The following is a 12,363-nucleotide window of genomic DNA, read 5'->3' on the forward strand; positions in this document are numbered from 1 at the left end:
GATGAATGAAGACCGCCCGATCGGTTACGGTCGGGCGGTCTCGCTGTTCTGTCCCTGAGTGTCCGGAGAGAGCGGCGTCGTGCCGCTCCCGATCGAAACGAAGGCTTAGAAAGTCTTCAGGAATTCGATCAGCGCTTTCTTGTCGGCATCGCTCAGGCCCGGCTCTTTATTGGCTTCCTTGAAGTAATCGGTGCCGAAATAATGGCCGCGGTTGACGATGTAGTCGGGACATTTGCTCGCGTTGACTAGAGGCTCGACCGCATTCGCGAAGACCTTCGCGGCTTGCTCATCGGTCGCATCTTTCGGCAGCTTCTTCAGGTCATGCTTGAGCGTGAACAGCACATCGAGCAGCTTGACGCCGTGTGTCAGTCTGTTCCACAAACCGGTGCGTTGATCCAGGTCGATGTTGGTCAGCAGGTTGACCGGCGTGCCTTTCGGAATCGGACCGATTTCAAGACCTTGTTCGCCTGCAAACTTGCCGCCGTCAATCTTGCCGACCAGTTTATCCAGCAGGTCAGGCAGGAAGCCTTTAGGAACCCTGAGATAGCTGGATGCGAAGGTTCTATCGATCCAGCCCGGCAGCATTTTGCCGTTCGCGGTCTGATACTGGATATTGCCTTTGCGTTTTTCCGGCCACAGCAGTTGCTCGATCGAATTATCGAACGATTGCAGTCTGGCTTCGACCGATGGGCTGGGGTTGAACTCGCCGAGCGCGTTGTTCACAAAGAACGGCGCGGTTGACCACACGCTGACCAGTGAAGCCGGACGGGTAAAGCCGCGGCCGCCGCCCGGCATGTCGAATTGCCAGGGTTTGCCTGTCATCGGATGATGCACGGTGTACTTACCGACCGACGGCAGATTCTTGTACGATTGCGAAGAGAAATCGTTCCAGATGTTGCCTTCAATCGCATTGGTTGCGAGTGGGCTGCAAGCGTTTGTTTCGAGCAAGGTGACCGGTACGCGGAGGTCGGTGGACATGAAGTTGTCCTGCAGGAAATCGTCTTTTTTGACGATCTCGCCGATCGCTTTCTTGAATTCATCGGTTTGCGTCCATTTCCAGTAATTATCCCAATGTTTCAGGTAATTCTTGCCGACGACGTCGCTACCCTTGAAGAATTCGTAAGCTTTAGATGGCAGCTTGCTGGAATGGCAGCGCGCGCAGCGTTCGCCGAAGACTTCCTTGCCGCGGGTCAAGACGGCCGCGTCCTGGGTCAGATGTTGATCGCCCCCGGGGGCGTTTTTCAGCAGGTCGGGGCGGGTGGCGGCGATGAAGAACAGCGCCAGGTCGGGCGTTTGCGCTTCGTTCGCTTGCCAGTAGGACGAGTTTTTACGTGATTGCTTGATCGTAATCGGGGTGATGGGCTTGCCGCCGATCAACGGGTTGAAGTGCGTCAACCAGTCTTCACTGAACAGGCCGATATTGATGAAGACGCGGTTCAAGGCGCCGAGCGCTCCGACCGAATCGGAACCGTCTTTCAGAACGTGCGGGGTAAAGACCGTGTCCGGGGCTTTATAGAATTCGGTCAGTGGTCCGGATTTGACATAATCATTCAATTGCCTGTTGTTCAGGCTGCCGCCGCCAAGTTTTTCCTCGCCGAAATTTTTCGCATTCAGCAGGCGCGGTACCAGATTGTAAACCGCGTTCATCGTGCGCGGGTTATTGATGTAGTCGGACGAAATCAACGAGGTATCCAGTGCGCCGGGACGCGAGGTCGCGAACAGCTGGAACGGGAAAGCGCTTGGGTCGGCTTCCCAGGAGAAGATCCGGTCGATCCAGAAATATTGCGCGCCAGGGTTCGAGTTCAGGTTTTCCCATTTCGGATTTTCAGGATCGGCGGGCGGGTTGGTCGGGTTCGGACCGACGTGGCAGAAACCGCAGGACATGCCGACACGGTAAGGCCGGACCAGATCCTTGTTGTTGTAATAACTCGGATCGGTGTAGTAACGTTCGGGATCCCATTTTTTTTCGGCGGCTGCATCGAAGTCCGGATTAGGGAACAAGCGCAGGCCGACGATGCCGGTCGCATAACCGTAGTAGGAGCCGGCTGGAAAGCTGGGCCGGTTGCCGCGCGCGCCGTATTTTACGCCGGGGTATTTTTCTTCATTTTCGAACGGGTCGGGTGCGCAATCTTTCGCGCGCACGTCGAGCCAGAGCCCGAAGCGATCCTTGCGTGGTCCGGTGCCTTTTTCGAAGCAGGGCTCGTTGACCAGGCCCAGGTAGTTCCAGCGATTGCTGCGACTGAATTTAAGGTTGGGGTGATTGGATAGGGTTTTCAGAAAATCAAGGTTACCCACGCTGCGATAACTGATCGTATCCCATAAGCGGTCGTTACCTGCGGTCCATACGATCCAGTTGTTGCGGCCGGTCGCGACGCTCTTGGCTGCCTGTTCCGGGGTAATGCCGGGCACGAAGGGAGCCAGCGTCTTGGCCAGTTCTTCAGGGGCTTTGGTGATGCCGTAGTCCATATCGCGGAAATAATCCTCTTCCGCGCCTTTCAAGCTGGCGGCGTCGCGTTTCGCGCACATCGCCTCGTCGATTATCTCGCCTTGCTGGTTTTTGCAGACATTACTGCTAAAAAGGATCGCCATGCTTACGCTGCTGTAGCCGGCGAGGCCGAAAAATCCGACGCCGGACAGCATCAGCGCAAAGGCTGATTTTTTCAGTTTCATATGTATTCTCCCCATTATTATTGTGAAAGTCATGCAAATGGATTGCACGGGTGCACTGCGCTATGGTGTGGTTGACCTCCGTTGATGAAGCGGTTGAGTGTGAGATGGCTTGGATGCGGCCACTTGTTCTTCTTATCGCTAGCAATCGGCATCCAGGGCAGGAAAGACAGCATTAACAAGCCCCATTCCTGAAAATCTCGGCATTGCCCACTGCCTTGGCTCAGCGCCGAGGCAGTTCACCCGAGGCCTATCCGTTTTGGATGCTTCCTCGGCAAACTCGGTTAGAATAGTGCTCAACCGCGTTAACGTCGTCGTCTTTGGGGGGGCTTGCTCTTGATTAAAAAAGACTTTCGTTAAGGCTGAGTTGGCTAGGCGCCTAACCAAGCAAATCAGTCTGATTTTGAACCCAACCGGGAATTGTTGTCAACCATGAGATTGCGTCAGGCGCGAATAAGGATCATTGAAATGTCCCAACAGTTTCAGATCTCCTGTGAACACCGTACGGATGACCGGCAAGGCCGGATTGTTCAACAAAAGATAAAGGGGTAAGCGATGCCGTTTTCGATCACATGGGTGGCGCACTGCGCCGGGCCGGAGCAGGTCGTTTCGATACAAACGCCAGCCGGGCGGCTGGCTTTGACTGTATGCGGCGATGTGATCGTCAATACCGATTGGCTGCTCGATCATGAGACGGCGCCGCCGCCCAGCGAGCATTGGCAGCGCGTGTTCGATGCCTACGGGTCCGGTGCGGACAACACGATAGCGTTGAAACTGCTGGCGCAGGGCAGTCCTTACCGGCGCCGAGTCTGGGAGGAACTGTGCCGGATTCCTTGCGGCACGACGCTCAGTTATGCGGCCTTGGCCAATATCTTAAATTCGTCGCCTCGCGCTGTCGGCAATGCCTGCCGCGACAATCCCTACGCGCCGATCATCCCCTGTCACCGAATCGTTTCGGCATCCGGCCTCGGCGGCTACTGCGGCGCGACCGAGGGCGCCTTGCTCGACATCAAGATCAAATTGTTGCGGTTCGAGGCGGAACAGTGCCGATGAAAGCCGCGGATGCGATCGATCAATACTTGGATGCCGCCTGGGCCGAGCAGGGGCTCAGCGAAAACACGCTGGCTGCCTACGGCAGCGACCTGCGGATTTTCGCAAACTGGCTGAAAGGCAAATCGCTGCTCGAAGCCGATGGCGAGCAGTTGTCGCGTTTTCTCGCTTTCCGCTACCAGCAGGGCATCGGCAGCCGCTCGACCGCACGCATTCTTTCGACCTTGCGCGGTTTTTACGGGTATTATTTGCGCGAAAACCGGGTCCATGTCGATCCGACCGCGCTGATCGAATCGCCGTACATCGGCCGGCCGTTGCCGCAGTCGCTGTCGGAAAAGGATGTCGAACGGCTGCTCGAAGCGCCCGAGGTGTCGAATGCGCTCGGCCTGCGCGACAAGACGATGCTCGAAATGCTGTATGCGACCGGGCTTCGGGTATCCGAACTGGTCGGGCTGAAGTTCGAGCAGATCAGTTTCCGCCAGGGCGTGGTCCGCATCACCGGCAAAGGCAACAAGGAAAGGCTGGTGCCGGTCGGCGAAGTCGCGATGAGCTGGCTCGAAACCTACATGAATCAGGCGCGCCCGGACCTGCTCGGCGCGCGGCCATGCGATTATCTGTTCGTGACAAACCGGGCGGAAGGCATGACCCGGCAGGCGTTCTGGCATATCATCAAGCGCCATGCGAAGAAAGCCGGCATCGGCAAGGAACTGTCGCCGCATACCTTGCGCCACGCGTTTGCGACGCATTTGCTGAACCATGGCGCCGATTTGCGCGTGGTGCAATTGCTGCTCGGCCACTCCGATCTGTCGACCACGCAAATCTACACGCATATCGCACGCGAACGGCTCAAAGATTTACACTCCAAATTTCATCCAAGAGGCTAATACACATGACACAACAGATTCACCCGACCGCTTATATCGCCCCCGGCGTCACGCTTGGAGACGGCATCATCGTCGGTCCGTTCGCGGTGATCGAAAGCGGCGCGGTGCTCGGCGACCGCTGTGAGGTCGGCGCGCATGCGGTCGTGCACGGCCATGTCCGCATGGGGGCGGGCAATATTTTGCACCCGCATGCGGTGTTGGGCGGCCTGCCTCAGGATATCGGCTTCAAGCCGGAAACGGTCACCTGGCTGACCATCGGCGACAACAACGTATTCCGCGAAGGCTTCACCGCGCACCGCTCGACCAAGGAAAACGGGGAGACGAAGATCGGCTCCGGCTGCTTTTTCATGAACAACAGCCATGTCGCGCACGACTGCACGATCGGCGACAAAACCATCTTCGCGAACAATGTCGCGATCGGCGGCCATGTCGAAGTCGGCAGCAATGTGTTTATGGGCGGCGCGGTCGTCGCGCACCAGTTTTGCCGGATCGGATCGTTCGCGATCGTGCAGGGCACCACCGGCCTGAACATGGACGTGATTCCGTTCACGCTGGTCGGCGGCCGTCCGGCCAAGCATTACCGGCTGAATACGGTCGGCCTGAAACGCGCAGGCATCACCGGCGAGCGTTACAACGTGCTGTCGCAGGCGTTTCGTCTGCTGCGGCACAAAAAAAGCCTGGATGCCCTGGAGGAAACCGAGGAGCTGAAGTTTTTGAAGGACTGGCTGGCGGTCAAATCCAAGCGCGGCGTGCACGGCTTTGTCGACATTTCGGCCGATTAGGATGCAGGACGATTTACTAGCGCTCGCAGGCCAGTTGGGTCAGAAGCTGTGCGAGGCAGGCCACCTGCTGGCCCTGGCCGAATCCTGCACCGGCGGCTGGATCGCGCAAAGCGTGACCGAAATCGCCGGCAGTTCGGCCTGGTTCGACCGCGGCTTCGTGACCTACAGCAACGCCGCGAAAATCGCGATGCTCGGGGTCAGTGACGGCACTTTGCAAGCCCATGGCGCGGTCAGCTCGCAAACTGCTTCTGAAATGGCCGCCGGCGCCTTGCAGTATAGCGAGGCGGATATTGCCCTGGCCGTCACCGGTATCGCAGGGCCCGGCGGCGGCACGGAGGAAAAGCCGGTCGGTCTCGTCTTTATCGCCTGGCAACGGCGCGGGCAGCCCAGCCATTGTATTGAGCAGCATTTCGAAGGCGACCGTCATGCGGTACGCAGGCAGACCGTGCAGAAAGCATTGCAGTGTTTGCTTGGCGAATATGTACAGGCCGATAATTCGGAATCCTGATGCGGCGAATAGCCGTTTTGTAATCAGCAGGTCGCGGGTTCGAGTCCCAGCTCCAGATAAAACAAGGGGTTAGATGAAAGTCTAAGCCCTTTTTATGGCCTGATGGTTTTGTTCCGCCGAAATTTGCGAGATCTGTCATCTCGTTCCCGCGCGCCGCGTGGGAATGCAGGGTGGACGCGCCAGCGTCGCGATTCAGCCATACCATTCCGTATCGATTTTCAACACCCCGTTTTCCCAGTGTAACTACGCGCGCTGCAATTACGCCAGTACACAGGATCGTCGAAATAGCCTCGTTTAACGGGATTCTGGTGGATGTATTCGATTTTTTGCGGCATCATTGCAGGGTTTGCATTTTCTCGGGTTGCGAGCCTTCTTCCCAGTCCTGATAACAGCAGTCTGTTTTATGCGCCTTTTTATAAAAAGCGAATCGTTTCAGGATACGCTCAGCCCTTTGTTCTTGCCGCACTTCGAGCAAGCGTTTTGCGCTCCATGATTTGAAGCTGCTGATTTCGGCTGGTAAATCCGGCGATTGGGCGATCAAATGCAGGTGGTTTTCAAGTGCAGTCCATATCGCGGCGACATCGCGGATCGGGACGCTGGCGCGTCCGACCTCGGTTACCACGCGGCGCGTGGGAACCATAAAACCGTCTTGAACAACGCGCGCTTGCGGCGATGGGGCCTGTGGGTGCCATCAGATTTTGCGACAACTTGAGTCGCTAGGTTCAGCCGCCGGATGCGGAAAACCGCATGTCCGGTGGTGTGGGAGGGGTAACGGGCGCAATCCCGTTACCTCCACCCGATCGGTCCTAAATCTTCAAAACATCCATTTCGATCGCTCTTTTTACCTCGTCATTAGTAATTTGCCCCCCCGTTTCTTTACCAATGATAAGCCTTATCTTGCTAATGACTTCATCGTTCAAAATAGCTGCAATTAGGGTTTCTGCTTTAAGGCAAACCCGCTTGAGCCAAACTTTTTCAATCAGCCCCTTTCTCACAACTCCGAATTTGGAAATCAATAACAAGTTGTAGGTATTTTCATCGTCCAGTCCTTTATTTAAATCAATAGTGAACACCCAATGCGGATCAACCTTATCAACGGTAGACACCTTGTAAAACTGCCACTCAGTCAGATTGGTCAATATGGCCCACTGTATGCCCGAGTAGGCCGCGTAAGAGGTAGCCTGAAAAATTTGTTTTTGACGCAAAGGTGTTCCCGCTCTTTTGGCTTCTATGACGATGGTGTCACGCCCATCCGGAGCCAACACATAATCGGCGGCACGACCTTGAATTTTCTGCTCGGTTTTAATTTCATCGATAGAGTAGCCCAATACATCCTGAAAAATCCGGTCAAGGACTAAACGTGTGCTGCTTTCGTTAATACCGTTGGTTGACGACGAGATAATCTGCGGTAACAACTGCTTCATTTTGCCTTGAATGAGTGTCATTTGCTCAGCGATGACTTCTTGGGGGGATCTGCGTTTTTTCTTAGTAATTACCAATTCATTGGTATCTTCTGGAGTCTCTTCTGAATTGGGAGCGACGTTGTCAAGCACCACGCCAAAATTTTCGGCCAATGCCCCTAGGCCATTAATGAACCCTTGACCGATTGCCTTGAACTTCCATTCTTGGTTATGCCGGTAAAGCTCGCCGCATAAAATGGCTGTTTCCTTGCTCAGTTCTTGTTCGCATCGAAATGCAGCGATTTCTGTTAGCGTTTCCTGTTCCACTAGATTCAGGCTTAACCAGTCCAGCATACTGAAACTTTGCTGTTTTTCTTCTGCATTATGAATGGTGAGGCAGAAAACGACATGGCTTATTTCAGCGGGTATTCTTGCCAGATCAACACCGAATCCAGTTTTGCCCTTACTAAACTGAACTTGTTCAACGTCTTCAAGCAACCAAACAGATTGGACAGAGTCTTGCCTCTGATTGTAAAAGATAAAATCAGTGTTATTGCGGACGCGGTTTTGCTCACTAAGCAAAAAACAGCTACCGTCTATGTCGAAAGCTTCGTTGGACTGTGGTTTAGTTGGCCAGTCTAACCCGACAAAAAAGTGGGTGGGGTTGGGTACTAGTTTTGTTAAAGAAAAATTGGCCCCTCTTTCAAGCTTTAAGCTCATGCTTTTTCCTTCCTAAGTAAGAATAGCGACGATTAAAGCAATAAGTATAACCTCTCGGTTATCAAATATATCTTAAGGCTGCGCGCTACAACTCGTCGAATAAATCAAAGTTCGGCGACGGCTCGCGGATCTCCACGCGCTTGCGGATGCCGCGCTCGGTGTAGCCGTAACGCAGCGCCAATTCGCCGTTGCTTGCACCCTGGGCGTATTCGCGCGCGACCTGTTGCTCGAACACGGCCCGGATCGCCTGGGCGCAACGGTCGAGTTCGATGCGTTCGCCGCTGTGGTAGCGGCACAGCTTGATGAAGGCGTCGAGGCCGATGTGCTCGACCAGCCAGTGGCCCGGCGCGGCATGCTCTGGCACGCACAGGCGCCTGCCGCCGCGCAGTATGTACTGTAGATACTGTTATCCAAATCAAGCCTCGTAATTTAACGGCTTCTCGGCCGTCACCGGCACCTGCCCGACGCATTTCAACACGCATTCGTCGACCGATTTTTTGACGATGGCCGAGCGGTAGCTTTGGTCGACCTTCAGCCAGCGGTCCGCGACCGAGGCGGACAAGCCTTCGTCGAGGATCGCCTGGCGCAGGATTTGTTCGCGCAGATCGGCCATTTCGTCGGTGATGAACATGTGCATGTGCACGAAGGCCGGGGTGTCGCCGGTGTAGGTGTTCGGGCCGTTGAAGGCCGCGACCATGAACTGGGTTTGCTTGGTGATCAACACCTCTTCCGACTTGCCGAAAAAGAATTGTCCGAGCCAGGGATGGTTGAACATCACTTCGTAGAAACGCTCGTGCACCCGGTAAACGCCTGCCTCGCCGCCGATTTCATCCAGCAGATTCGGGTCGTAGGTGCTTTCGTCATACAGCGGGCGCGCTTCGGCGCGGCGATCGCATGTACTCATCGCCTGTTTCATCACGCGGGCGACGTCGTCGAAAACGCCGTTCCAGGCGGCTTGCAATTCGGGCGTGAAGCGCTCGCCGAGATGCTCTGCGAGCGCTTTTAGCAGCGCCTGTTTCAGCGTATCGAAATGCTCGATTTGCGCGCCGTATTTCACCAGATGGCGCTCGCCCAGTTTGACGACCGATTCGGCGATGTTTTCGAGATATTTGACGTTCTGCAGCGCGGCCAGCATGTTGAAAAACTTCCGGTTCAGAAACACGGTGTTGCCCGGCAGGACTTTTTTCAGATTGATGTCGAGATGGAACAGTTCGCGGTAGAACAGGCGCGAAAGTTCTTCCCGGCTGTCCGCGATGTCGTCGATGCAGTTTTTGACTAACAATCTTTGGGTTTTCATGGCTCAATCGTATTCATTTAATAAGGGGAGGGGATGCCGGGCGATTCAGCCGAGCATTTGCTGAACCATCTCGATTTCATCCTTGGCGATGTCCAGGATCGTGATACTGCCGTCCGCGTCGAAGGCGCCGGAGATCTTGTGATAGGCTGGCAGGGTGCCGATCTTCGGCAGCGTTTTAAAGCCGACCTTGCCGATCAGGCTGTGTAATTGCGCCAGCATCACGATGTCCGCGTAATCGGCCGGTGCGCCGGTATTGCGCTGCCAGTCTTCCGAGTGGGTCACGACATCGTCGAAGTCGGCCGGAAAACTCCATTGCCGGATGAGATTCAGGCCGACCGGTCCGTGCAGTCTGTCGATCGTTTCGTTCAGATGATCGGCGTTCAAGGCCAGTTCGATGTGCTGATCGGCAAAGGTCAGTATCGGGACTTTGCCGATGTCGTGGATCAGCCCTGCCAGCATCGCGCGGTCGGGGTCGAAACCTTTCGCCTGATGCGCGAGCACCGCGCTGATCGAGGCGACAAAGCTGCTGTGTGTCCACAGTTCGATCATTTTATGACGGATGAACGGCGACCTGGCGGTAAAGACTGTTTTCAGCGAAAACGCGGTGATGATGTCTTGCGCGGCCTTCAGTCCGAGCCGGGTGATCGCTTCCGGGCAGCTTTCGATCGTTTTGCGGCCGCAGTACAGGGCGCTGTTCGAAATCTTGATCAGGCGCGCGGTCAGCGAAGGGTCGAGCTGCACGATGCGGGCGATTCGGGTGCTGTTGGCTTTTTCATCATTGATCGCGCGGCGGATTTTGAAGGCGACCTCGGGGATCGTCGGCAGGATCAGCTCGTTGTTTTCGAGATGCCGGCGGCACGCCTCAAGTAGCCTGTTTTCGGCTGGCATGGCGTCGGAGGCTGGGGTGATCGGTTCGGCAACTGGCATGGAATGGCTTTAAAATTCGGACAATGAGGCAAGTTTAGTTTAAAATTCGCCTCTTTGTGCAAAGGCCGAACGGCCAAGATTTTCTTATCATGCAGGATACATCGACCGAGGTCATCGCGACCTTAACCACGATACGGGACTATATCCGTTGGGCGGCCAGCCGCTTTAGCGATGCCCAGGTTTATTTCGGCCATGGCTCGCTGACCGCGATCGACGAGGCGGCCGGATTGATATTGCACACGCTGCATATGCCTTACAACGTGTCGCCGTTTTATCTGGAAGCGGTGCTGACGCATCCGGAACGCCAGGCCTTGATCGACATCGTCGAGCGCCGGGTCAACGAAAGAAAGCCGGCCGCGTATCTGACCCATGAAGCGATTTTCGCGGGCCTGTCGTTTTATGTCGATGAGCGGGTCCTGGTGCCGAGATCGCCGATCGCGGAACTGATCGAACAGCGTTTTGCGCCCTGGGTCGACGAGGATAGCGTCGATGCTATCCTGGATTTGTGCACCGGCAGCGGCTGTATCGCGATCGCCTGCGGCTATGCATTTCCGACCGCTTCAGTCGATGCGGTCGATTTGTCGCCCGATGCGTTGGCGGTGGCCGAAATCAATGTCAGGAAGCATCAGTCCGAGGATTCGGTGACGCTGTATCAGTCCGACTTGTTTGATGCGCTGCCGAATAAGCGTTATGACATCATCGTCAGCAATCCGCCTTATGTCGCGGTCGCCGAATGGGAAAGCCTGCCGCCCGAATACCACGCCGAACCCGAGATGGGCTTCACCGGCGGCAAGACCGGGCTCGACATCGTGCTGCGCATCCTGGCCGAAGCGAAAGACCATCTGACCGAACAGGGCATCCTGGTCGTCGAAGTCGGCAGCAGCGCGCAAACGCTGCAGGACGCGTTTCCGGACATTCCTTTTTATTGGCTCGATTTCGAGCGCGGCGGCGACGGCGTGTTCTTGCTGACCGGCGAGCAACTCGCGCTCTATCACGACTCATTCATCGCGGCTTTGGATTAATATGTCTGGCAATACCTTCGGAAAACTGTTCACCGTCACCACCTTCGGCGAAAGCCACGGGCCCGCGCTCGGCTGCATCGTCGACGGCTGCCCGCCGGGGCTCGAACTCTCTGAGGCTGACATCCAGCTCGATCTCGACCGCCGGAAACCCGGCACCTCCCGGCATACCACGCAGCGGCGCGAGGCGGACGAAGTCAAGATCCTGTCCGGCGTGTTCGAAGGCAAAACGACCGGCACGCCGATCGGGCTGTTGATCGAAAACACCGATCAGCGCTCGAAGGATTACTCAAAAATCGCCGAGTCGTTCCGGCCCGGCCATGCCGATTATACCTATCAGCAAAAATACGGTTTTCGCGATTACCGCGGCGGCGGCCGTTCCTCCGCGCGCGAAACCGCGATGCGGGTCGCGGCGGCCTCGATCGCGAAAAAATACCTGAAGGAAAAGGCCGGCATCGAGATTCGGGGCTTCTTGGCGCAGTTGGGTCCGATCAAGATCGACAAGCTGGACTGGTCGGTCGTGAACACGAATCCGTTCTTTTGCCCGGATCAAGCGCGCGTACCCGAGCTCGAAGCCTACATGGACGCCTTGCGCAAGGAAGGCGAGTCGATCGGCGCGCGCATCAATGTGGTCGCGACGAACGTGCCGCCGGGCCTCGGCGAGCCGATCTTCGACCGGCTCGATGCGGATCTTGCGCATGCGTTGATGAGCATCAATGCGGTCAAGGGCGTCGAAATCGGCGACGGTTTCGCCTGCATCGACAGCAAGGGTACCCGGTTCCGCGACGAGATCACCCCGGACGGCTTTCTGAGCAATCATGCCGGCGGCATTCTGGGCGGCATTTCGAGCGGCCAGGACGTGATCGCGAGCATTGCGCTGAAGCCGACTTCGAGCCTGCGCCTGCCCGGTCGATCAATTAATGTGCGCGGCGAGCCGATCGAAGTGGTCACCGAAGGCCGCCACGATCCTTGCGTCGGCATCCGCGCGACGCCGATCGCGGAGGCGATGGTCGCGATCGTGATCATGGATCATTATCTCCGGCATCGGGCGCAGAATAGCGATGTGCGCTCCGGCTTGCCGATTTTACGATAGGTTCCAAAGGCGCAAG

12 protein-coding genes are annotated in these 12,363 nt (G+C 56.3%); 6 read left to right on the forward strand and 6 right to left on the reverse strand.

What is annotated here, in order from left to right:
- Positions 1 to 105: 105 nt before the first annotated feature.
- Complete coding sequence (locus METLA_RS0118575; RefSeq protein WP_024299983.1) at positions 106 to 2,670, reverse strand: hypothetical protein; 2,565 nt, start codon at positions 2,668 to 2,670, stop codon at positions 106 to 108.
- A gap of 552 nt (positions 2,671 to 3,222) precedes the next feature.
- Between METLA_RS0118575 and METLA_RS0118580 the strand changes: the two genes are divergently transcribed.
- Genes METLA_RS0118580 through METLA_RS0118595 form a run of 4 tightly spaced genes read left to right on the forward strand, consistent with a single transcriptional unit; the run spans position 3,223 to position 5,891 of the window.
- Positions 3,223 to 3,720: a methylated-DNA--[protein]-cysteine S-methyltransferase gene (locus METLA_RS0118580; RefSeq protein ID WP_024299984.1), complete on the forward strand. Its 498-nt coding sequence runs from the start codon at positions 3,223 to 3,225 to the stop codon at positions 3,718 to 3,720.
- On the forward strand, positions 3,717 to 4,601 hold the full coding sequence (xerD, locus tag METLA_RS0118585) for a site-specific tyrosine recombinase XerD (RefSeq protein WP_024299985.1): 885 nt from the start codon (positions 3,717 to 3,719) through the stop codon (positions 4,599 to 4,601). Before METLA_RS0118580 ends, xerD begins: the two co-directional genes overlap by 4 nt.
- A 5-nt stretch (positions 4,602 to 4,606) precedes the next feature.
- Complete coding sequence (gene lpxA, locus METLA_RS0118590) at positions 4,607 to 5,383, forward strand: acyl-ACP--UDP-N-acetylglucosamine O-acyltransferase (RefSeq protein ID WP_024299986.1); 777 nt, start codon at positions 4,607 to 4,609, stop codon at positions 5,381 to 5,383.
- 1 nt (position 5,384) lies between these two features.
- The gene (locus METLA_RS0118595; RefSeq protein ID WP_024299987.1) at positions 5,385 to 5,891 is read left to right on the forward strand and encodes a CinA family protein; all 507 of its coding nucleotides are present in this window, start codon (positions 5,385 to 5,387) and stop codon (positions 5,889 to 5,891) included.
- Between the two features lie 334 nt (positions 5,892 to 6,225).
- Here the strand turns inward: METLA_RS0118595 and METLA_RS21105 are convergent, their stop codons facing one another.
- From METLA_RS21105 to METLA_RS0118620, 5 genes are all read right to left on the reverse strand, one after another.
- Positions 6,226 to 6,531, reverse strand: a complete 306-nt coding sequence (locus METLA_RS21105) for a hypothetical protein (protein WP_051459807.1) — start codon at positions 6,529 to 6,531, stop codon at positions 6,226 to 6,228.
- A 166-nt stretch (positions 6,532 to 6,697) separates the two neighbouring features.
- Positions 6,698 to 8,011 carry a TerD family protein gene (locus METLA_RS21565; protein ID WP_024299988.1) on the reverse strand — a complete coding sequence of 438 codons (1,314 nt, stop codon included), beginning with the start codon at positions 8,009 to 8,011 and terminating at the stop codon, positions 6,698 to 6,700.
- An 85-nt stretch (positions 8,012 to 8,096) separates the two neighbouring features.
- Entirely contained in the window at positions 8,097 to 8,375 is a 279-nt protein-coding gene (locus METLA_RS0118610; RefSeq protein WP_024299989.1) for a hypothetical protein, read from the reverse strand.
- 51 nt (positions 8,376 to 8,426) lie between these two features.
- Positions 8,427 to 9,308: a globin domain-containing protein gene (locus METLA_RS0118615; RefSeq protein ID WP_024299990.1), complete on the reverse strand. Its 882-nt coding sequence runs from the start codon at positions 9,306 to 9,308 to the stop codon at positions 8,427 to 8,429.
- A 45-nt stretch (positions 9,309 to 9,353) separates the two neighbouring features.
- Positions 9,354 to 10,235, reverse strand: a complete 882-nt coding sequence (locus METLA_RS0118620; protein WP_024299991.1) for an HDOD domain-containing protein — start codon at positions 10,233 to 10,235, stop codon at positions 9,354 to 9,356.
- Positions 10,236 to 10,324: 89 nt separating this feature from the next.
- Here METLA_RS0118620 and prmB point away from each other — a divergent pair, with 89 nt between their 5' ends.
- Together prmB and aroC are read left to right on the forward strand one after the other, a co-directional pair.
- The gene (gene prmB, locus METLA_RS0118625) at positions 10,325 to 11,257 is read left to right on the forward strand and encodes a 50S ribosomal protein L3 N(5)-glutamine methyltransferase (RefSeq protein WP_024299992.1); all 933 of its coding nucleotides are present in this window, start codon (positions 10,325 to 10,327) and stop codon (positions 11,255 to 11,257) included.
- 1 nt (position 11,258) lies between these two features.
- Entirely contained in the window at positions 11,259 to 12,347 is a 1,089-nt protein-coding gene (gene aroC, locus METLA_RS0118630; RefSeq protein WP_024299993.1) for a chorismate synthase, read from the forward strand.
- Positions 12,348 to 12,363: the final 16 nt, after the last annotated feature.

It is taken from the genome of Methylomicrobium lacus LW14, assembly GCF_000527095.1.
GTDB classification, from domain to species: domain Bacteria; phylum Pseudomonadota; class Gammaproteobacteria; order Methylococcales; family Methylomonadaceae; genus Methylomicrobium; species Methylomicrobium lacus.